This window comes from Saccharopolyspora sp. NPDC050642 (genome assembly GCF_040654735.1).
GTDB lineage: Bacteria > Actinomycetota > Actinomycetes > Mycobacteriales > Pseudonocardiaceae > Saccharopolyspora > Saccharopolyspora elongata.
In genome coordinates this window covers 107,102-128,367 of the sequence record NZ_JBFAIN010000024.1, presented here as the reverse complement: position 1 = coordinate 128,367, position 21,266 = coordinate 107,102, and the positions used below count along the sequence as shown (strand labels likewise).

General features: G+C 71.3%; 20 protein-coding genes. 13 read left to right on the top strand and 7 right to left on the bottom strand.

Features of this window, described 5'->3' with window-relative positions:
- Nucleotides 1-249: 249 nt before the first annotated feature.
- The gene (gene hemW / locus AB0H93_RS29815; RefSeq protein WP_358576739.1) at nt 250-1,479 is read right to left on the bottom strand and encodes a radical SAM family heme chaperone HemW; all 1,230 of its coding nucleotides are present in this window, start codon (nt 1,477-1,479) and stop codon (nt 250-252) included.
- A gap of 66 nt (nt 1,480-1,545) precedes the next feature.
- Here hemW and AB0H93_RS29810 point away from each other — a divergent pair, with 66 nt between their 5' ends.
- The 13 genes from AB0H93_RS29810 to AB0H93_RS29750 all read left to right on the top strand — a co-directional run bounded on the left by AB0H93_RS29810 (nt 1,546) and on the right by AB0H93_RS29750 (nt 17,216).
- Nucleotides 1,546-1,638, top strand: coding sequence for a putative leader peptide (locus AB0H93_RS29810; protein ID WP_328592488.1), 93 nt, complete (start codon nt 1,546-1,548; stop codon nt 1,636-1,638).
- A gap of 118 nt (nt 1,639-1,756) precedes the next feature.
- On the top strand, nt 1,757-3,454 hold the full coding sequence (locus AB0H93_RS29805) for a nitrite/sulfite reductase (protein ID WP_358576737.1): 1,698 nt from the start codon (nt 1,757-1,759) through the stop codon (nt 3,452-3,454).
- Complete coding sequence (locus AB0H93_RS29800) at nt 3,451-3,618, top strand: hypothetical protein (RefSeq protein ID WP_177226753.1); 168 nt, start codon at nt 3,451-3,453, stop codon at nt 3,616-3,618. The genes AB0H93_RS29805 and AB0H93_RS29800 overlap by 4 nt, the downstream gene beginning before the upstream one ends.
- Nucleotides 3,615-4,340 carry a phosphoadenylyl-sulfate reductase gene (locus tag AB0H93_RS29795; protein ID WP_358576735.1) on the top strand — a complete coding sequence of 242 codons (726 nt, stop codon included), beginning with the start codon at nt 3,615-3,617 and terminating at the stop codon, nt 4,338-4,340. The genes AB0H93_RS29800 and AB0H93_RS29795 overlap by 4 nt, the downstream gene beginning before the upstream one ends.
- 17 nt (nt 4,341-4,357) lie before the next feature.
- The gene (cysD, locus tag AB0H93_RS29790) at nt 4,358-5,293 is read left to right on the top strand and encodes a sulfate adenylyltransferase subunit CysD (RefSeq protein ID WP_132489286.1); all 936 of its coding nucleotides are present in this window, start codon (nt 4,358-4,360) and stop codon (nt 5,291-5,293) included.
- A gap of 303 nt (nt 5,294-5,596) precedes the next feature.
- Nucleotides 5,597-6,940 carry a GTP-binding protein gene (locus AB0H93_RS29785; protein WP_358576733.1) on the top strand — a complete coding sequence of 448 codons (1,344 nt, stop codon included), beginning with the start codon at nt 5,597-5,599 and terminating at the stop codon, nt 6,938-6,940.
- A gap of 7 nt (nt 6,941-6,947) precedes the next feature.
- The gene (locus tag AB0H93_RS29780) at nt 6,948-7,706 is read left to right on the top strand and encodes a sirohydrochlorin chelatase (RefSeq protein WP_358576732.1); all 759 of its coding nucleotides are present in this window, start codon (nt 6,948-6,950) and stop codon (nt 7,704-7,706) included.
- A gap of 86 nt (nt 7,707-7,792) precedes the next feature.
- Entirely contained in the window at nt 7,793-8,035 is a 243-nt protein-coding gene (locus AB0H93_RS29775) for a type II toxin-antitoxin system prevent-host-death family antitoxin (protein WP_245761466.1), read from the top strand.
- Nucleotides 8,032-8,292: a Txe/YoeB family addiction module toxin gene (locus AB0H93_RS29770; RefSeq protein WP_358576731.1), complete on the top strand. Its 261-nt coding sequence runs from the start codon at nt 8,032-8,034 to the stop codon at nt 8,290-8,292. Before AB0H93_RS29775 ends, AB0H93_RS29770 begins: the two co-directional genes overlap by 4 nt.
- 341 nt (nt 8,293-8,633) lie before the next feature.
- Nucleotides 8,634-8,867 (top strand): hypothetical protein, encoded by a 234-nt coding sequence (locus AB0H93_RS29765; RefSeq protein ID WP_358576730.1) that lies wholly within the window; start codon nt 8,634-8,636, stop codon nt 8,865-8,867.
- Between the two features lie 296 nt (nt 8,868-9,163).
- Nucleotides 9,164-13,948, top strand: a complete 4,785-nt coding sequence (locus AB0H93_RS29760) for a type VII secretion system-associated protein (protein WP_358576729.1) — start codon at nt 9,164-9,166, stop codon at nt 13,946-13,948.
- Nucleotides 13,949-13,954: 6 nt separating this feature from the next.
- On the top strand, nt 13,955-16,312 hold the full coding sequence (locus tag AB0H93_RS29755; RefSeq protein WP_358576727.1) for an ADP-ribosylglycohydrolase family protein: 2,358 nt from the start codon (nt 13,955-13,957) through the stop codon (nt 16,310-16,312).
- 127 nt (nt 16,313-16,439) lie between these two features.
- Nucleotides 16,440-17,216 carry an enoyl-CoA hydratase-related protein gene (locus tag AB0H93_RS29750; protein ID WP_358576725.1) on the top strand — a complete coding sequence of 259 codons (777 nt, stop codon included), beginning with the start codon at nt 16,440-16,442 and terminating at the stop codon, nt 17,214-17,216.
- 3 nt (nt 17,217-17,219) lie between these two features.
- On the opposite strand, the gene AB0H93_RS29745 is transcribed toward AB0H93_RS29750, so the two are convergent.
- The 6 genes from AB0H93_RS29745 to AB0H93_RS29720 form a co-directional block, all read right to left on the bottom strand.
- Nucleotides 17,220-17,825 carry a Uma2 family endonuclease gene (locus AB0H93_RS29745; RefSeq protein ID WP_358576724.1) on the bottom strand — a complete coding sequence of 202 codons (606 nt, stop codon included), beginning with the start codon at nt 17,823-17,825 and terminating at the stop codon, nt 17,220-17,222.
- 61 nt (nt 17,826-17,886) lie between these two features.
- Nucleotides 17,887-18,255 (bottom strand): barstar family protein, encoded by a 369-nt coding sequence (locus tag AB0H93_RS29740; RefSeq protein ID WP_358576723.1) that lies wholly within the window; start codon nt 18,253-18,255, stop codon nt 17,887-17,889.
- Between the two features lie 50 nt (nt 18,256-18,305).
- Entirely contained in the window at nt 18,306-18,731 is a 426-nt protein-coding gene (locus AB0H93_RS29735) for a ribonuclease domain-containing protein (protein ID WP_358576721.1), read from the bottom strand.
- Nucleotides 18,728-18,964: a hypothetical protein gene (locus AB0H93_RS29730; RefSeq protein ID WP_093271677.1), complete on the bottom strand. Its 237-nt coding sequence runs from the start codon at nt 18,962-18,964 to the stop codon at nt 18,728-18,730. The genes AB0H93_RS29735 and AB0H93_RS29730 overlap by 4 nt, the downstream gene beginning before the upstream one ends.
- Nucleotides 18,965-19,124: 160 nt before the next feature.
- A complete protein-coding gene (gene mmsB / locus AB0H93_RS29725; protein WP_358576720.1) occupies nt 19,125-20,015 on the bottom strand; it encodes a 3-hydroxyisobutyrate dehydrogenase in 891 nt (296 codons plus the stop codon).
- 48 nt (nt 20,016-20,063) lie between these two features.
- Nucleotides 20,064-21,098 carry an enoyl-CoA hydratase/isomerase family protein gene (locus AB0H93_RS29720; RefSeq protein WP_358576719.1) on the bottom strand — a complete coding sequence of 345 codons (1,035 nt, stop codon included), beginning with the start codon at nt 21,096-21,098 and terminating at the stop codon, nt 20,064-20,066.
- Nucleotides 21,099-21,266 lie beyond the last annotated feature (168 nt).

Genomic DNA, 21,266 nt, shown 5'->3' with positions numbered 1-21,266 from the left:
GCCAGCCCCGGCAAAATCGGCGACATCGTCCAAGCCGCACTCGTCCTCACCCACCACGAACACGGCTACACATAACCCCCACTGAGATCACCTCATTGAAATTGCGGAAATGGAACCCAGGTTTCGTCACGTGGAAACATTGGCCGGATGGCCGAGTCGGGCGGGGTGGCTAGATGGCCTGGTCGAATGGGAGGGCTGGGTGGGCTGGTCGGTCGGGTGGGTGGGCTGGTCGGGCTGGGCGTGGCTTCTTCAGCCGAGCAGGCGTTGGACCACTCCGTCGGCGAGGAGGCGGCCTCGGTCCGTCAGGACGCAGCGGCCCGCCGTCAGCTCTTCGCGCTCCAGGAGGCCGTCCGCCGCCGCTTGCTTCGCCGCCACACGGCCCTGCTCGTCCAGCGCTTCCACCGGGAGCCCCGTCGCCAGGCGGAGTTCCAGCATGATCCGCTCGATGCGCCGGTCTTCGGCGTCGAGGCGCTCCCGCCCCGCCGCCGGCGAGGCGCCCTCCGCCAGCACCGCCGCGTAGCGGGCCGGGTGCTTGACGTTCCACCAGCGGACGCCGCCGACGTGGCTGTGCGCGCCCGGCCCGGCGCCCCACCAGTCGCCGCCCTGCCAGTAGCCGAGGTTGTGGCGGCAGCGCGCCGCGTCGTCGCGGGCCCAGTTCGACACTTCGTACCAGCCCAGGCCCGCCTCGCCGAGGACGCCGTCGATCAGCTCGTAGCGGTCGGCGAGCACGTCGTCGTCGGGCATCGGCAGCTCGCCGCGGCGGACCTTGCGGGCCATCGCGGTGCCGTCCTCCACGATCAGCGCGTACGCCGAGACGTGGTCGACCCCGGTGGACAGCACCGCGTCCAGCGAGGCCCGCAGGTCGTCGTCGGTCTCCCCCGGCGTGCCGTAGATCAGGTCCAGGTTGACGTGCTCGAAGCCGGCCGCGCGCGCCTCGCCGACCGCCGCGACCGCACGGCCCGGCGTGTGCCGCCGCTCCAACACCCGCAGCACGTGCTCGGCGGCGGACTGCATGCCCAGCGACACCCGGTTGTAGCCGACCTCGCGGATTCCGGCGAAGAACTCCGGCGACGTCGATTCCGGGTTGGATTCCGTGGTGACTTCCGCCTCATCGGCGAGCCCGAACGACTCGCGGATAGCGGTCAGCACCTCGCCCAGCCGCTGCGCGCCGAGCAGGGATGGCGTGCCGCCGCCGACGAACACCGTCTCCGCCGCGGGCACCGCCTGGCCGCCCGCCGCGAGCACCCCCGCGCCCAGCTCCAGCTCCGCGCGCAGACCGTCCAGCCAGCTGCCGAAACCCGCTGCTGAGCCCAGCTCGTCGGCGGTGTAGGTGTTGAAGTCGCAGTAGCCGCAGCGGGTGGCGCAGAACGGCACGTGCACGTACACCCCGAACGGCCGCGAACCCAGTCCGGTCAGGGCCTCGGGCGGGAGCGTTCCGTCGGCCGGGGCGGGTTCGCCGACAGGCAGTTGAGCAGGCACTCCACCACTGTCTCACCATGCGGATGGGGATGGACCGCCCGGTGAGCGCGTGGCACGCTGCCCCCCATGGGTGCGACCTTGCCGAGGCTCTTGCTGGTCACACGCCGCTACGTGGACCTGCGGCGCGTGTCCAGCGCGCTGTGCCGCGCCATGGGTTGATTCCCGCTGCCGCGTTCTGCTTTGTCCAGTCGGCGCCGGGAGCGCCGAGCAGTGAGAACCGTCACCGACGACGGGAATTCCACGCGGCGCTGCCGCGCCCGAATCCCGGAGGTCGGACATGGTCCCCCCGACGGAAGCCCCTGCTCGCCCCGCCCGCAAGCGCAAGACGCGCGGCGAAGGCCAGTGGGCGCTCGGTTACCGCGAGCCGCTCAACGCCAACGAGCGCTCCAAGAAGGACGACAACCCGCTGAACGTCCGGCAGCGCATCGAGACGATCTACGCCCACGGCGGCTTCGACTCGATCGACCCGGCCGATCTGCGTGGTCGTTTCCGCTGGTGGGGGCTGTACACCCAGCGCGCACCGGGCATTCCCGGCGCGCGTACCGGCACGATCGAGCCCGAGGAGCTCGACGACCGCTACTTCATGCTGCGGGTCCGCATCGACGGCGGCGCGCTGACCACCGAGCAGCTGCGCACCATCGGTGAGATCTCGCAGACCTACGCGCGCGACACCGCCGACATCACCGACCGGCAGAACATCCAGCTGCACTGGGTGCGTGTGGAGGACATGCCGACGATCTGGCAGAAGCTGGAGGGCGTCGGGCTGTCCACCACCGAGGCCTGCGGCGACTGCCCCCGCGTCGTGCTGGGCTCGCCGGTGGCGGGCATCGCCGCGGACGAGATCATCGACGCCACCCCGGCGATCGACGAGATCGCCGGGCGGTTCATCGGCGACAAGTCGCTGTCGAACCTGCCGCGGAAGTTCAAGAGCGCGATCAGCGGCTCGCCGCGCTGGGACACCGTGCCGGAGATCAACGACATCTCGCTGGTCGGCGTCGTGCACCCGGAGCACGGGCCCGGCTTCGACCTGTGGGTCGGCGGCGGCCTGTCCACGAACCCGAAGCTGGCCGTGCGGCTGGGCGCCTGGGTTCCGCTGGGCGAGGTCGCCGAGGTGTGGCAGGCCGTGGTGCAGATCTTCCGCGACTACGGCTACCGGCGGCTGCGGCACCGCGCCCGGCTGAAGTTCCTGCTCGCCGACTGGGGCCCGGAGAAGTTCCGGCAGGTGCTGGAGGACGAGTACCTGGGCCGCAAGCTGGTCGACGGCCCCGCGCCGGAGACGCCGACCGGGCACCGCGACCACGTCGGCGTGCACCCGCAGGTGGACGGCAACTTCTACGTCGGCGCGAAGTCCGCGGCGGGCCGGGTCAGCGGCTCCACGCTGGTGGAGGTCGCCAAGGCCGCCGAGCGGGTCGGTTCGCGGCGCATCCGCACCACCGTCGAGCAGAACCTGCTCGTCCTCGACGTGCCGCAGTCCGAAGTGGACGGTCTGGTCGCGGACCTGGGCGCGCTGGGCCTGCAGGCCGACCCGTCGCCGTGGCGGCGGAACGTGCTGGCCTGCACCGGCATCGAGTTCTGCAAGCTGGCCATCGTCGAGACCAAGGAGCGGGCGATCGCACTGGTCGACGAGCTGGAGCAGCGGCTGGCCGACATCCAGGGCGACGTGACCGACCCGGTGACGATCAACCTCAACGGCTGCCCGAACGCCTGCGCCCGCACCCAGGTCGCCGACATCGGCCTGAAGGGCCAGATGGTGCCGGACGGCAACGGCAACCAGGTCGAGGGCTTCCAGGTGCACCTCGGCGGCGGCCTCGGCCAGGACGCCGGGTTCGGCCGCAAGATCCGCGGCCACAAGGTCACCTCCGCGGAGCTCGGCGACTACGTGGAACGCCTCGTCCGCAACTACCTGGCGCAGCGCGGCACCGGCGAGCGCTTCGCGCAGTGGGTGGCGCGGGCCGAGGAGGACGACCTCAAGTGAGCCGGGCGACACCGTTCTACTGCCCGTACTGCGGGGACGAGGACCTCACGCCCGAGGCCGAGCCCGCGGGCGCGTGGCAGTGCGGCTCGTGCCTGCGGGTGTTCACCGTTCGGCTCGTGGGGTTGTCGCTGGGCGACCCGGCTGGAGGAAACGGAGACCGATGACTGCCGACACCACCACGAAAATCGGCGCGCGACGCGGCGACGAGGAGCTCCGCGCACTGGTCGAGGAGGCCGCGCCGCGGCTGGCCGAGGCCAGTGCGGAGGAAGCGCTGCGCTGGGCCGCCGACACCTTCGGCGACGGCCTGATCGTCGCGTCGAACATGCAGGACGCGGTGCTGGTCGACCTGGCGGCCAAGGCCAAGCCGGGCGTGGACGTGCTGTTCCTGGAGACCGGCTACCACTTCGCCGAGACCATCGGCACCCGCGACGCCGTGGCGCAGGTCCACGACGTCAGCATCGTCAACGCCGTTGCCGAGCAGACCGTCGCCGAGCAGGACGCCGCCGAGGGACCCCGGCTGTTCGAGCGGGACCCGAACCGCTGCTGCTTCCTGCGCAAGGTGGTGCCGCTGCGCAACACCCTGGCCCGCTACGAGGCGTGGGTGACCGGCGTGCGCCGGGTGGAGGCCCCGACGCGGGCGAACACGCCGATCGCGACCTGGGACGAGCGCAACGGCCTGGTCAAGATCAATCCGCTGGCGGCGTGGTCCGACGACGACATGCAGCACTACATCGACGAGCACGGCGTGCTGGTCAACCCGCTGGTGGCGGCCGGCTACCCGTCGATCGGGTGCCAGCCCTGCACCGCCAAGCCCGCCCCGGGCGCCGACCCGCGCAGCGGGCGCTGGGCGGGCAGCGGCAAGACCGAGTGCGGACTGCACGGCTGAGGAACTCCGGAGGAGACATGACGACAGTCGAGTTGCCGAGCGATCCGGCCGAAGCGCCGCCGCAGGTGGACAACCTGGACGCGCTGGAGTCCGAGGCGATCCACATCTTCCGCGAGGTGGCCGGGGAGTTCGACCGGCCGGTGATCCTGTTCTCCGGCGGCAAGGACTCCACGGTGCTGGTGCACCTGGCGCTGAAGGCGTTCTGGCCGGCTCCGGTGCCGTTCCCGCTGCTGCACGTCGACACCGGGCACAACTTCCCGGAGGTGCTGGCGTTCCGCGACGAGCTGGCGGAGCGGCACGACCTGCGGCTGGTGGTGGCGTCGGTGCAGGACTACATCGACGACGGCCGGCTGCAGGAACGGCCCGACGGCACCCGCAACCCGCTGCAGACCACGCCGCTGCTGGACGGCATCAGCGAGAACCGGTTCGACGCGGTCTTCGGCGGCGGCCGGCGCGACGAGGAGCGGGCGCGCGCCAAGGAGCGCATCTTCAGCCTGCGCAACGCCTTCGGGCAGTGGGACCCGCGCCGCCAGCGCCCCGAGCTGTGGAACCTGTACAACGGCAAGCACCGGCCGGGTGAGCACGTCCGGGTGTTCCCGCTGTCGAACTGGACCGAGCTGGACATCTGGCGCTACATCCAGCGGGAGAAGATCGAGCTGCCGGAGATCTACTACGCGCACCGCCGCGAGGTGTACCTGCGCGACGGCATGTGGCTGACCTCGGGGCCGTGGGGCGGCCCGCGCGAGGGCGAGGTCCCGGCTTCCAAGATGGTGCGCTACCGCACCGTCGGCGATGGCTCCTGCACCGGCGCGGTGGAATCCGAGGCGTACACGGTCGACGACGTGATCGCCGAGGTCGCCGCCAGCCGCCTCACCGAGCGCGGCGCGACCCGAGCCGACGACCGCCTGTCCGAAGCCGCGATGGAAGACCGCAAGCGCGAGGGCTACTTCTGAGAAAGCTGTCCATGGACTCCCTTTGCGTAGCGGTGCAGGTAGCGGAACCTCAGACGCCGCCTCGGCTGTGGGATCCCCGACTTACGTATGACCAATACGCGGCATCGGGGCTGTCCTCGCGAGGCGACGTCTGAGAACCCGCGGCGGTGCAAGTGGCGAGAGCGGGCTAAGCGGCTTCGCCGCTTAAAAGAAAAAGATCAAACCTGAAGTCAAAGCAGTCCGATGTTGTGAGCAGACGAACTAGCTGATCTGCCGCTCACGACCCCTGCTTCCCGAGCCGAACCACCAGGAATGGGTTCTTCAATGACCGAGACGACCACCCGCACTGCGCCGGACAGCGGCACCGAGGTGACCCTGCCGGTGCACAGCGATCTGCTGCGGTTGGCCACCGCCGGCTCCGTCGACGACGGCAAGAGCACCCTGGTCGGGCGGCTGCTGCACGACACCAAGTCGGTGCTGGCCGACCAGCTCGACGCGGTGCACCGGGCCAGCGCCGACCGCGGCTTGGCCACCCCGGACCTGTCGCTGCTGGTGGACGGCCTGCGCGCGGAGCGCGAGCAGGGCATCACGATCGACGTGGCCTACCGCTACTTCGCCACGCCGAAGCGCACCTTCGTGCTCGCCGACACTCCGGGGCACGTCCAGTACACCCGCAACACCGTCACCGGCGCCTCGACCGCGCAGCTGGCGGTGCTGCTGGTGGACGCGCGGAAGGGCGTCATCGAGCAGACCCGCCGGCACGCCGCGGTGCTGGCGCTGCTGGGCGTGCCGCAGCTGGTGCTGGCGGTCAACAAGATCGACATGGTGGACTTCGACGAGGCGGTGTTCACCCGCATCGCCGCCGAGTTCACCGAGCACGCCCGGGCCCTGGGCTACCGGGACGACGCCGTGGTGACCATCCCGGTGTCCGCGCTGCTCGGCGACAACGTGGTCGAGCGTTCCGCGAACACCCCCTGGTACAGCGGGCCTTCGCTGCTGGAGCACCTGGAGAGCGTGCCGGTGGCGCCGGACCCGCACGATGCGCCGTTCCGGATGCCGGTGCAGTACGTGATCCGGCCGCGCACCGCCGAACACCCGGACTACCGCGGCTACGCGGGCCAGGTCGCCGCGGGTGTCGTCGCCGAGGGCGACGAGGTGGTCGTGCTGCCGGCCGGGCTGCGCACCCGGGTGTCCAAGGTGGACACCCCGAACGGGGCGAAGCCGCGCGCCGCCGCCGGGCACTCCGTCACGCTGCTGCTGGCCGACGACGTGGACATCTCGCGCGGCGACCTGATCGCCGCCGCGGACGCGCCGCCGCGGGTGACCGACGAGCTCGACGCCACGGTCTGCTGGCTGGCGGAGAAGCCGTTGAACCCGGGCGCCAAGGTGCTGGTCAAGCACGGCACCCGCACGGTGCAGGCCATCGTCACCGAGCTGTCCGCCCGTTTCGACGAGCAGCAGCTGTCGAGTGTGGACGGTCCGGATTCGTTGCAGCTCAACGAGATCGGCCGCGTGCAGCTGCGCACCTCGGAGCCGCTGCCGGTGGACGACTACGCCGCGAGCCGGCGCACCGGCTCCTTCCTGGTGATCGACCAGGCCGACGGCACCACGCTGGCCGCCGGACTGATCGGCGTGCCGCTGGCGCCGCTGGCCGCCGCGTCGGAATGAGCCGCTCATGACCGCTCCACTGGTGGCCGTCGCGCACGGCAGCCGAGATCCGCGTTCGGCCGCGACGATCCACGCCCTGCTGGACGTGGTGCGCGCGGCGCGCCCGGACCTGGACGTGCGCGTGGCGTTCCTGGACCTCTCGGCGCCGCGCGTCGGCGACGTGCTCAGCGCGGTGCACGGTGACGGGCATTCCGCCGCGGTCGTCGTGCCGCTGCTGCTCGGCCGGGCGTTCCACGCCCGCGTCGACGTGCCCGCGGCGGTGGCCGACGTGGAACGGCGCTATCCGCGGTTCCAGGTGCACGTTTCCGACGTTCTGGGGCCAGATCCGAGGCTGGACGGGGCGGCGTGGCGCCGGCTGGTGGCCGAGGGAGCCGATCCGGACGATCCGGAGCTGGGCGTGGTCCTGGCGGGCGCGGGCTCGTCGCACGCAGCGGCGAACCGGCTGGTGGCGGACGTCGCCGGGCGCTGGCAGGCGAAGGCAGCCTGGGCGGGCGTCGTCCCGGCCTTCGCGGCGGCCGCCGAACCGGACGTGCCGGCGGCGATCGAGGCCCTGCACGCCCGCGGCGCGCGCCGCTTCGCGGTCGCCTCCTGGTTCCTGGCCCCGGGCCTGCTCCCGGACCGGATCACCGGCCTGGCCCGCGAGCACGCAACCGACCCGCTGATCGCGCCCCCGATGGCGGACGACGAGGGCGTGGCGGACCTGATCCTCCACCGCTACGCCGAAACCCTCAACGCAGCTCCCCTACAACTCCCCGCAGCTCTGTGACGTCGGCGTTCAGTCGAGTACAGGGCTTGCCCACCTCATTCGCGATACGTACAGTATTCTGTACAAGGAGGTGACCGGTGAAGACGATGAGCTACTCCGAGTCTCGTGCCAAGTACGCCGAGACGCTCGACTCCGTAGTCAACGACCGCGAGGAAGTCGTGATCACCCGCGCCGGCCACGAGCCGGTCGTGATGGTGTCGTTGGACGACTACCAGTCCCTGAAGGAAACCGCCTACCTGCTCCGCAGCCCCGAGAACGCGCGCCGCCTGATCCTCGCGATCGAGCGCCTGGAAGCCGGCGGCGGCGAACAGCACGAGCTCGCCGAATGAAACTGGTCTGGGACGAGCTCGCCTGGGACGACTACGTCTGGTGGCAAACCGAGGACCGCAAGCTCCTCAAGCGGATCAACGCGCTGATCAAGGACATCTGCCGCAACGGGAACGAGGGCATCGGCAAACCAGAGCCCTTGAAGCATGGATTCCAGGGCTACTGGTCACGCCGCATCTCCGACGAACACCGGCTGGTTTACAAGGTCGCGGGTGACGAGATACGAATCGCGGCATGCCGATATCACTACGGGAAGTGACGGATGGCCGACGATCCCACCGAGCTCACGGATGAGTCGGTGCGCGATTTGAGTGGATATTCGGGTTCCTTCACCGCAGAACCTGACCTCGCTGAACAAACCGAGGAAGTTCTCCGCGAGCGGTTTCGAGGTTCGCGCGGAACCACATGACCGCCGTTGGCACCGGCCCCGGGCCGCGCCGATCAACCGCATCTGGCCAAAAGTCGACAATCGGGTTGGCAGGGGCAACCTGCGGGGCATGATGTGGCCGTGTCATCCAGCTGGGTACACGAAAACCGGCAGCGACCCGGACACCCCCGACAGCCCAGGTCGCTGCCGGACCCGACTTGGCGGTGCGACCGATGAACCCGCAACCGCACTTCATGGCGCGCGTTCGCGCCGAGTTCGCTCGCAGCGAGCAGGACAAGTCCTGCCACTTCTTCCCGCTGCCCGCCGACGGCCCGCCGCCGCCGATGCTGTACGCCTACTGCGGTTTCGGCATCCTCCCCGGCGAGGCCGAGGCGCTCGAAGGCCCGGCGGGCATGCCCTGCCTGCAATGCCTGATGGCGGCCGCGCTCACCGACACCACCGCGTGAGCCGCCCGGCCGCGCGACCAGCGGCGGGAGCGAAAATCAACACCTGACTCTGAGTTGTTCTTCCGAACACTAAGCTTCACCCCATGTGGTCATGAGAGAGTTGCTTGCCAGCGTCTGGACGGGGAACCGGCCGCTCCCTGTGTCCGTCGTACCCGCCAGGCCCGCGCTATCGAGTGACCGCCGGTGGGTGGGGGCGATCAATGCAAGGCTGGACGAGGAGTCGGGGACAACAGCGCGAGATGAACACGCAGCAGCCGAATCGACCGGTCATCACGCCGACCATGCGAGAACAGGCCATGAAGCAGCCGAACACCTGGCTGTACGTGGTCGACCCGATCTTCACCGATCCGAACGCCGAGGTGCCGCCGTGGGGCTTCATCGGCGGCTACCGGGTCGATGAGCAGGGCGAGATCACCGACGACTTCTCCCCCAACCCGAACTACCGGCCCTCGCCGGTCGCGCTGCGGCTGCCCGCGCCGACCAACGACGTCGAGCGCGCGCTGCAGCTGACCACCACCGGCTACGCCCAGGGGCACGCGCTGCTGACCGCGATGCTGGACGCCGAGCTGATCCTGTTCGCGCAGCCGCAGGGAAACGGGCTGTTCACGATGGAGCACGAGTCCGGCCGCCGGCAGCTGCAGGTGTTCACCTCCGAGGGGTTCCTGCCGCCGAACTGGACGACCTGGCAGCGGATGACCGGCCGCCAGCTGGCGACGCACCCCCTCACCGGCATCGACGTGCAGGTGAACCCGACCAGCCCGGTCAAGGCCCGGCTCCCCGCCGAGGACCTGGCCAAGGCCGCGGCCGCCGTGCCGCCGAAGGCGCCGGGCGTGCCGGTGCACTCCCCCGCCACCGGCACTCCGGTGGTCACGCCGCCGGGAGCCGCACCGCAGCCGCCCGCGGCACCGGCGCCGCCCGTCGAGCAGGCCCCGAAACCGGCGGTGGATCCGGCCGAAACCGAGTACGGCCGCCGGTTCATCGGCTCGATGCTGGCCGGCGCGATCGGCGACGCGCTCGGCGCGCCGGTGGAGTTCTACCCGGTGGACCAGATCCGCAGCCGGTTCGGCGCGATGGGCGTCACCGAGTACGACCGCGCCGGTGAGCAGCCGGGCGAGTTCACCGACGACACCCAGATGACGCTGTTCACCCTGGAAGGCCTGATCCGCGGGCACATCGCGACGCGCTCGACCGGCGCGGACAGCCCGCTGTCGGCGATCCAGCTGGCCTACCAGCGCTGGCTGCACACCCAGGGCTACGCGTGGATGCGCGCGGCCGGGCCGTTCACGATGAGCCACCCCAAGCCCAACGGCTGGCTGATCGACCAGCGCGACCTGTTCGTCGTGCGCTCGCCGAACAGCAGCTGCATCACCGCGCTGCGGGAGTTCGCCTCGGTCGGCGCGCCCGGCACCTTCGAGCGGCCGATCAACGATTCGCAGGACTGCGGCGGTGTCGTCCGGGCCGCCCCGGTCGCGCTGTGGTCGGACGACCCCAAGCAGGTCTTCGAGCTCGCCGCCGCGACCGCGGCCCTGACCTACTCGCAGCCCAACGGCTACCTGCCCGCGGGCGTGCTGGCCGTCGTGGTGCACCGGTTGCTGCGCGAGGAGACGCTGGAAGAAGCGGTGCGGCAGGCCCGCGAACTGCTCGTGCAGTACCACGGCCACGAGGACACCGACCGCGCGTTGCAGGCCGCCGAGGAGCTCGCCAAGAAGGGCAAGCCGAGCCCGGAGGAGCTCAAGGACACGCTGGGCGGCGGCTGGGCCGGGCACGAGGCGCTGGCCATCGCGGTGTGCGCGGCGTTGAGCACCGACACCGTCGCCGCCGCGCTGATGGTGGCCGTCAACCACTCCGGCGACAGCGACTCCACCGCGGCGATCTGCGGGAACATCGTCGGCGCCCGCTACGGTTCGACCTCCCTGCCCGGGGTGTGGCTGCGCGACCTCAAGCAGCGCGAGATCGTCGAGACGCTGGCGAAGGACGCGCTGCTGGAGTTCAGCGCGGCGCCGCCGACCGGCGACGCGTGGGCCTCGCGTTACCCGGCCGCGAAGGACATCTCCGACCTGATCTTCACCTCCGACCTCCCGCTGGTGGGTTCGGAACCGGTCGCCAGGCCGGCGGAAGCGGAACCGGCGCCGGTCGCCGACGAAGCACCGGCCGAAGCTGCCGAACCCGAAGCCGAACCCGAAGCCGAACCGGACGTCCCCGCAGTTTCAATTGAAACTGCGGACCAACCGGAGGCCGAGGCTCCAGCGGAGGACACCGCACCCGCCGAACCCGAGGTGCCCGCAGTTTCAATTGAAACCGACGACCAGCCGGAGGCCGAGGTCACCGCGGTCGTCGACGTCACCGCGGCGGTCGCGGCGGTCGAGGCGGTCGAGGAACCGGTCGAAGCTGTCGTCGACCCCAGCGAACTCCGGCCGCACCGCATTCTGGGTTTCCTGCTCGGCGGCGCCGCCGGCGACGCGCTCGGCTACCCGATCGAGGACGACTCGCTGCAGGACATCCGCCGCAAGTACGGCGTGGCGGGGCTGACCGACTTCGTCGACGCCCACCGGCCCGGCGGCTCGATCAGCGACGAGACCCAGATGACATTGTTCACGCTGGACGGTCTCATCCGGGCCAGCATCCGCCGTCGGCTCTTCGGCGAGAACGAGCCCACCACCCAGGTGCAGCACGCCTACCAGCGCTGGCTGCACACCCAGGGCTTCGACTGGCGGGAGGCCGGCGGGCCGCTGGCCGCGAACCCGCCGGACGGCTGGCTGATCAAGCAGAAGGGCCTGTTCGTCCGCCGCGCGCCCGGCACGACCTGCATACAGGCGTTGCACGGCTACGCCAACGGCAACAAGCAGGGCTCGTTCACCAACCGCCTCAACGACTCGAAGGGCTGCGGCGGCGTGATGCGGGCCGCCCCGGCCGGGTTGTGGTCCGCTGACGCGGCCGAGGTGTTCCAGGTCGGCGCGATGACCGCGGTGCTGACCCACGGCCACCCCAGCGGCTACCTGCCCGCCGGGGCGCTCGCGGTGATCGTCCAGCAGCTGCTGGCGGGCCGGTCGCTGCCCGAGGCGGTGGACCGCGCGCTCACCGAACTGTCCACGTGGGACGGTCACGAGGAGACCAGCACCGCGCTGCGCCGGGCCATCGAGCTGGCCACCGCGGGCACCCCGACGCCGGAGCAGATCCACGAGGTCCTCGGCGAGGGCTGGTTCGGCGAGCAGGCCCTGGCGATCGCGGTGTGCGCGGCGCTGACGTACCCGGAGTCGTTCGCCGACGCCGTGATCCTGGCCGCCAACCACTCCGGCGACAGCGACTCCACCGCGGCGATCTGCGGGAACATCATGGGCGCGGCGCACACGGCGGACGCGATCCCGCAGACCTGGCGCGACAAGCTGGAGCTGCGCGAGGTCATCGAGGCGATGGCCGGCGACGCGATCCAGGAGTTCGGCCCGACCCCGCCGACGGGCGCGGAGTGGCTGGAGCGCTACCCGATCGGCGATGTCGAGCCCGCCGCCGAGCCGGCGGTCGTGGAGACCGCCGAGGCGGTCGAAGAGCCCGTGCCGGCAGCGGAAACGCCGCAGCCCGAGCCCGAGCCGGTCGTCGAGGAGGCGGTCGTCGAGGAGCCGGTCCAGGAAGTGCCGGAAGCTCCGGCCGTCGAGCCCCTGGCGGCCGAAATTCCCGCCGTCGAGCCCGCAGCCGAAATTCCCGCCATCGATGTGCCTGCTGCCCAAGCCCCGGTCGTCGAAGCCGCCGCCGAAGCCCCGGCCGCGGAAGTCGCCGTCGCGGACGCGCAGGTCGATGTCGACGACGAGGCCGACGACGGCCTGTCCGACGAGGAACAGCAGCTGCTCAGCGTGTGGCGCAAGTTCCGCGACAACGGCGAGGGGAGTTCCGCCGACCTCACGCAGAGCCTGCAGAAGCTGCTCGTCGAGGCCTTCGGCGCCGAACGCGCCGCCCAGCTGATCGGCGAGGCCGCGGCCGAGCCCGAAGCCGAGGCCGAGCCCGCCGCCGAAACCCAGGTGGAGCTCAGCCGGAGCGAGCGGCTCGAAGGCTGCGTGCTGGGCTCCGCGGTCGGCGACGCCCTAGGTGCGCCGTGGATGTTCACCGACCTGCGCAAGATCCTGCGCGAGAACCCCGAAGGCGTCCGGGAGCTCACCGAGCTCTTCGGCCGTCGCGGCTCGGCCACGGTGTACACGCAGCAGACCGCATTCGTGCTGGACGCGCTGATCAGCTCGCACATCCGCTCGGCGCTGCGCGGGATCGCCGCGCACCGGCCGTCGATGGTGCGGCTGGCCCTGCTGCACTGGATGCACACCCAGGGCGCGCAGGTGTCGAACGAGGCGGTGGACGGTGTGCTCGTCGAGACCGAAGCCCTTCGCGCGCAACGGTTCCCGGACGAGGCGACGCTGACGGCGTTGGCCCGCTTCGCCGACCGGCGCGACGTCCCCACCCCGGCCAGCCCGCCGAACGCCGCCCGGACAGCGGCCGCCACGGTGCGCGGGGCGGTGGTCGGCTTCGACGCCGCCGACGTGCCGCACGCCATCTCGCTGGGCGCGGAGATCGCCGTGATCACCCACGGTCACCCGGACGGCTTCCTGCCCGCGGGCGCGCTGGCCGGCCTGGTGTGCGCGCTGAACAGCGGCCAGACGCTCGTCGACGCCGTGCACGTGGTGCTGGCCGAGCTGGACCAGGTGGAAGGCGCAGAGAACACCGCGCAGGGCTTGCGCGCGGCGGTCCAGATCGCCGGCAGCGGACCGGCCTCGCCCACCAGCTTCGACGAGCTGGGCCTGGGCTGGAACGCGCCGGAGGCCTTGGCCATCGCGGTCGCGGCTGCGCTGTCGCACCCGAACTCCATCTCCGACGCGGTGTCGCTGGCCGCCACCCACGCCGGGAACACCGCGGCCACCGCAGCCATCTGCGGCAGCCTGCTCGGCGCCGCCCGGGGCGCCGCGGAGATCCCCGCGGACTGGGTCGGCGAGCTGGAGCTGCGGGAGGTCCTCGCCCAGCTGGTCGCCGACGAGCACCGCGCCAGGACGGAGATCTTCACCGACGCGCCGGCGCCCGACTGGGCCGGGCGCTACCTCGGATAATCCATAGTGGACGAAATAGGCCTGGACGAGACGGAACGAGCGCTGCTGGCGGCGTGGCGGGAGGCGCGCGCGGCCAGCCGCCGCGACCCGGTGGAGCAGCAGCTGCTGGACACCTGGCGGCAGTGGCGGCGGCATCCCGCCACCAGGCCGCTGTGGGCGACTGCCCTGCAACACCGGCTCGCCGCGGAAACCCCGCCGGCACCCGCCACCGGCCTGGCCGATCGGGACGGCGCGCTGCCCGAGGCGCCGGGCCGGTTGCTCGGCATGCTGCTGGGCGGCGCGGTCGGCGAGTTCGTCGCGCTCGGGCGGGTCGGCGAGCGCACCACCGCCGTGCTCTTCGTCCTGGAAGGCTTGATCCGCGCGCACACCAACGCGCGGTCGACGGGCGACGGCGACCCGGTCGGTTCCGCCCTCGCCGGGCTCCAGCGCTGGCTGCACACCCGGGGCGTGCCGTGGCGCGACTGCGGAGCCGACACCGCCCAGCCCAACGGCTGGCTGGTCACCGAGCCCGCGCTGCGCGGCACCGGCAGCGACGACCCGGCGATGCTCACCGCGCTCGCCCGGGTCGCTGCCGGGCACGCCGCCGGTTCCCGGCAGCAGCCGATCAACTCCTCGGACACGGCATCCGCCGTGCCGCTCGGCGCGCTCGCCGCGCTGTGGTCGGGCGATCCCGGCACGGTGTTCGCGCTCGGCGGCGATCTCGCCGCGCTCACCCACGGCCATCCCAACGGCCACAGCCCGGCCAGCGTGCTCGGCGTGGCGATGCTGTGGCTGCTGCGCGGGAACTCGCTGCAAACCTCGCTGCGACAAGGGCTTTCCGGCTGGCAGACGGGACGCACGGCGCTTACCCGAGCCCTGCGGCTCGGCCGGCTCAGCCCTGCCGGGTTCCGGCCCGGGCGGGCCCACCTCGACGCGATGTCCACCGGGCGCAGCGGCCTGGACGCGCTGGCGATCGCCGCCCGGGTCGCCACGGCCTGCGAGGACGACTTCGCCGGCGCCGTCGAATCGGCTAGCCTGCACAGCGCCGACGCGGCCGCGCTGTGCGGGCAACTGCTCGGCGCGCTGCACGGCCCGACGACGATTCCCCCGCGATGGCGGGAGGAACTGCCGATCATCGAGCTCATCGAGCGGATTTCCGAGGACGCGGCAACGGAATTCGGCCCGTACCCGGACGAGTCCGACCGGTGGCAGCGCCGCTATCCGACCACCGAATCCGCCGAACCCCAGGCACCGTCCACAACGGACTACCGCACCGGGCTGACCGCGGTGCCCCGGCTGGCCGCGTCCCGCGACCGGTTCCTCGGAGCGGTGCTCGGCTGCGCGATCGGCGAGGCGCTCGGCATGCCCATCGCCGCGGACGGCTGGGACGAGATCCGTGCCCGGCACGGCGCGGACGGCCTCACCGACTACATCCCGGCCGGCCACCCCTCGGGGCGACTCGGCAGCGACACCCAGCTCCTGCTGTTCTCGCTGGAGGGCACGATCCGGGCCAACGTCGCGCGCCGCACCACCGGCGCCGAGGACCCGGCCCGGCACATCCAGCACGCCTACCAGCGGTGGCTGCACACCCAGCACCTGAGCTGGCCGCGCGCGGCAGGCGAGTTCCTGGGCGGCACCCCGGAGCCGGACGGCTGGCTGGTGCGCCAGCGGGCGCTGTTCCAGACCCGCAACCCGGGCCGCACCATGATGCGCACGCTCATCGCGTTCGCCAAGGGCCAGCAGCGGATGGGCTCCCCGGACCACCCGGTCAGCGACTCGCAGGGCAGCAGCGCGATCATGCGGGCGGTGCCGGCGGCGCTGTGGAGCAACGACCCGGCGGAGGTCTTCCACGTCGGCATGCGGACCGCGGCGCTCACTCACGGCCACCCGGCGGCCTGGCTGAGCGCGGGCGCGCTGGCGTTCCTGGTGTCGCGGCTGATGAACGGCGAGCCGCTGGCCACAGCGGTCGATGCGGTGCTGGAGCAGCTCACCCCGCACACCGGGCACGAGGACGTCAGCCGCCGCATCTCCGCAGCGGTCCGGCTGGCCCGCAGCGGCCGCGTGCCGCCAGGTGATCTCGAACGCGCCCTGGGCGCCGGCTCGACCGCGGCCGAAGCGCTGGGCATCGGGCTGTACGCGTCGCTGGCCTGCGACGGGGACTTCGACGCGGCGCTGCCGGTGGCGGTGAACCACTCGGGCAACAGCGCGACGACGGGAGCGGTCTGCGGCAGCCTGATCGGCGCGGCGTCCGGCGCGGAGCGGATCCCGGAGCGCTGGACTGTGGAGCTGGAGCTCTACGAGGTGATCGAGCGCCTCGCCCACGACGCGGTCCTGGAGTTCGGCCCCCGGCCGCCCGAGTGGGCCGACCGCTATCCCTCGACCTGACAGGCCCGTGCGTACTTTGTGCTGCTTTACGTACGGCCCGTGACCTGCGGCGGAGGCTCTCGAGCTGATCCGAAGTGGGATGTTGCTCACTGGCCCGCGGGGGCTAACGACGGTTAACGTGCCTGTCATGGATGAGCTTGTGCACCTCGCCGTGGCCGACGGCATCGCGACGATCACGCTGGACTCGCCCCACAACCGCAACGCGCTGTCCGCGCAGCTGCGGCGCGAACTGCGGGACCACCTGAGCGCGGCGATCGCCGACGACGCGGTGCGCGTGATCGTCCTGGACCACACCGGCAAGGTGTTCTGCGCCGGGATGGACCTCAAGGAGTCGCGCTCGGCCGATTCCGAGAAGCAGGGCGTCAACGAGTTCCCGGCGATCCTGGAGCAGATCTGGACCAGCCCGAAGCCGGTGGTCGCCAAGCTCGCCGGCCCGGCCCGCGCTGGCGGCGTCGGCATCGTGGCGGCCTGCGACATCGCGGTCGCGGTGGACGCGGCGACCTTCGCGTTCTCCGAGGTGCGCATCGGTGTCGTGCCCGCCGTGATCTCGGTGACGGTGCTGCCGCGCCTCGACGCCCGTCAGGCGCACGAGCTGTTCCTGACCGGCGAGACCTTCGACGCCCGCCGCGCCGCCGAGATCGGCCTGCTCAACTCCGCCGTCGCCGCCGACGAGCTGGACGCGGAGGTCAAGCGCTACACCGACATGCTCGCCCTGGGGGCTCCGGGCGCGATGGCGGCCACGAAGGAGATGCTCATCGGTCAGCGCCCGTCGAGCATGGGCGAGGCGTTCGCCCAGATGCTGGAGCTGTCGGCGAAGCACTTCGCGGGCGAGGAAGGCCAGGAGGGCATGCGGGCCTTCGCGGAGAAGCGCAAGCCCGCCTGGGTGCCCGACGCCCTGAAGTGACGCTCAGGCGCCTTCGCCGCCGATCCGCTCGCGCCACGGTCCCTTGGCCAGCAGCCAGTGCGGAACGAGCTTGACGGGAAACGGGAAATCGGTGGCGAAGGTGTCCTCGCCGATGACCTGCTGCACCTCTCGGTACTCGCCGTCCTCCAGCCGAAACTCGAGGATCCCTGGTTTCTCGTCGTCCGGCGTGACGATCCAGTACGCCTGGATACCGAATTCGGCGTACTCGCGACGCTTGGTGTGATGGTCGCGAATGACGCTCTCCGGAGAAACGACCTCAATCGCGAGCAACGGTGGCCGGGTGAGGTACGGCTGCTCGAAACCAGTCTCGTTGAGCACAACTACGTCCGGGATGCGGTGGTGCGTCCGATTCGCGTTGAAGTTGATACCAGCACCCTGCATCGCGAGGTAACCATCTGGCGCTACGACGAAGTTCAGGTAGCCGCACAGCCGGGACTCAACGAGGGAGTGAATGCTCACTGGCGCAGGAGACACGTCAAGCCTCCCGCCGACCAGCTCGTAGCGGCGCCCGTCGTCGGGTAGCCGCTCCAAGTCGTCGACGGTCATCGGCACGTGCTGCTCGTTCGCCCGCGTGTTCACGACAGTCATACTGCCTCCTGTTCTGCACGGGAGCCAGTATTGCGAGGCGTGCCTGATCACCAATGGGCGATCAGGACCTGGTCAGCACCGCCGTGAACTCGCGGCCGCAGATGGGGTGCTCGGAGGCGTCGCGGAGCACCGCGTTGATCCGGCCGAACGCCTTCGGGTCGTGCTCCGCCAGCGCCTGGAAGCCCGACCAGACCAGCACGTGCTCGCCCTCCGGCAGCCAGGACAGGTCCGTCAGGCAGTCGTAGAGGGCGTCCAGGTTGCGGCCCGTCCACTCCGGGAAGTTCAGCACCGCGGCGATCCCGTCCAGGGTGGTCCGCTTGCTGATCAGATCGGAGCCGTCCAGCACGTGCGCGACCGCGCCCCGCTGCTCGGCTTCCTGCACGGCTTCGCGCGCAGTGACGTCGGCGGACGGCTGCCCCACCTCGCTCACCGTCGGCTCCTTCCGCACCCTGCTGGCCCACTTCGTCGCAAACATCGCACTCAACCCGCGGCGTCGACAACCACAAATGACTCGTAATGATCGCTCGTGTAGTAAAGCTCGGAATGGCTGCCGGTGACCAGTCGTCGGGCACCGCGATCTTGGGAACCCGGCGTCTTCACGGTGTACTCGTGGTAGTAACCCGACTGCTGCTCCGGCAGGACGCCTTCGCGGTTGCCGAACACCGAGCCGTCCTTGCCGGGGTACGGGAACGGGCCGCCCTTGATGATCAGCTGCCAGGTCTGCCCGGCCTCCGGCGGCAGCGTGGACAGCGCCTTGACCGGCAGGCCGGACTCGACACCGGGCACGGCCCGCTGCTGCGTCGCCGCGCCGGGATCGACGTCCACGTAGTCCCGGACGAACCAGCCGATGACGACCAGGGCGATCAGCCCGACCAACGCCACCGAGATGCGCTTGCGCGACGTCACGCCGCCGTCCCCTTCCGCCCGGTCTCGCCGTCCCGGCGGCCGACCGGGGGTTCCGCGTCGCGAACCCTCGTCAGCTTCGCGCCGAGGCGGTCGATTCCGCGGTCGATCACACGGGCGAGCACCCAGCACAGCGGCAGCAGCACCGCCAGCACCAGGGTCACCTGCAGGGGGTAGACGAGCTGCACGAGCCACAGCTCGACGCCGTCGTACCACTCGACCAGCCACTCCAACACAGAGCGTCAGGGTACGCCCGGTCCGATGAAGCCGTGCGCCACCCCGGGTCCCGCCCGCGACTACCCCGCGTGCGCGCCTCCCGCAGCGCAGCACGATTTCGCGAGGAACCGACCCCCACCTGGGTAAACGGTAATTCCTCGCGAAACCGGCATCGGGTCGTCAGCGCTGCTCGGAGTGCTCCCGGACGGACTTGATGATCGCGCCGAAGTCCAGGTCGCCGCCGCCCTCCTCGTTGAACCGCTGGTAGAGCTCGGTGGCCAGGCGGCCGATCGCGGCGTCGGTGCCGCTCTGCTCCGCCGCCGAGGCCGCCAGCCTGAGGTCCTTGAGCATCAGCGCCGCGGCGAAGCCGGGCTCGTAGTCGTGGTTGGCCCGGCTGGTCTCCACCAGGTCCGGCACCGGGCAGTTGGTGGTCAGCGCCCAGCACTGCCCAGTGGAGATGGACGCCACGTCGTAGAGCGCCTGGTGCGACAGCCCCAGCCGCTCCCCCAGCACGAACGCCTCGCTCACCGCGACCATGGACGCGCCCAGGATGAGGTTGTTGCACATCTTGGTGACCTGGCCGTTGCCGGGCCCGCCGCAGTGGATGACCTTGCGCGCCATCGGTTCCAGCAGCGGTTCGGCGCGGTGGAAGTCCTCCTCCGAGCCGCCCACCATGAACGTCAGGGTGCCCGCCTCGGCGCCGGCGGTGCCGCCGGAGACCGGGGCGTCGATCGAGCCGAAGCCCGCCTCGGCGGCCCGCTCGTGCGCCTGGCGGGCGTCCGCGACGTCGACGGTGGAGGAGTCGATGAGCAGGGTGCCGGGCTTCGCCGCGGCGAGCACGTCGTCGTAGCAGGCCAGCACGTGCTTGCCGCTGGGCAGCATGGTGATCACCGCGTCGGCACCGGCGGCGGCGTCGGCCGCCGATGCGACGGTGGTCACGCCGTGCCGGTCGGCGACCTCCAGCGCCGCCGGGATCAGGTCGAACCCCTGCACCGAGTGGCCGGCCTTGACGAGGTTCGCCGACATCGGGCCGCCCATGTGGCCCAGCCCGATGAATCCGATGACAGCCATTGTCATTTTCCCCTTCTGCGCTGGAACTTCCGTCAAGGCCGCCGCGGATCAGCCGAACAGCTTCGGCTCATCCGCGACCGGTTCGAAGAACTTCTCCACCCGAGACTCGTCCACATCGGACAGCTGCGCCGGCGACCACTGCGGGTTGCGGTCCTTGTCCACCAGCGTCGCGCGCACGCCCTCGACGAAGTCGCCGATGCGCACGCACGCCATGGCCAGCCGGTACTCCTGGACGAGGGCCTCCTCCAGCGAGCCGTAGTCGCTGCGCAGGGCCTTCAGGGTGACCTTGAGCGAGGTCGGCGACTTCTGCCCGATCGCCTCGGCGGTCTCGCGGGCCGCTTCCTCCGGGCGCTCGCGCAGGCGCCGCAGGATCTCCTCGACGCCGTCCGCCGAGTACGCGGCGTCGATCCACTCCCGCTGCGCGGCCAGCGAGGCCTCGGGCGCGGATTCGGAGAACTTCTGCAGCACCTCGTCCACCTCACCGGTGGCCAACGCCTCGACGAGTTCCGGCAGGTTCGCGCTGTTGACGTAGTAGTCGGCGACCCCGCAGTAGATCGCGTCCGCGCCGCCGACCGGCGCACCCGTCAGCGCCAGGTGCGTGCCGAGCTCGCCGGGGGCGCGGGAAAGCAGGTAGGTGCCGCCGACGTCGGGGATGAAGCCGATGCCGACCTCGGGCATGCCGACCTTGGAACGCTCGGTGACCACCCGGTGCGAACCGTGCGCGGAGATGCCGACGCCGCCGCCCATGCAGATGCCGTCCATGATCCCGACGACCGGCTTCGGATAACCCGCCAAGGCCGAGTTGAGCTGGTACTCCTCGGTCCAGAACGCGGCGGGCAGCGACTCGTCACCGGCCTTCGCCGCGTCGTGCAGGGCGCGGACGTCGCCGCCCGCGCACAGCCCGCGCTCGCCGGCCCCGTCGATCAGGATCGCCCGGATGTGCTCGGCGGTGCGCCACTGCTCCACCGCCTGCGCCATCGCCCGGACCATCCCCAGCGTCAGCGAGTTGAGCGCCTTGGGGCGGTTGAGCGTGATCCGGCCGAGCGAGCCCTGTTCGCGAACCAGGATCTCGGGCTCCGTCATAGTGCGACTCCTGTCTTCGTGTGCACGGACCGGCTTGCGTTTCGGTGCGCCAGCGGACCCTCAGCGCCCGCCTCGACACCCTCCTGCCGCAATTTCCATTGAAATCGAAGCTTCGATTTCAATGGAAATTGCGGACCACACGACGTCGGGGCGGTGCTCGCGAGGCGT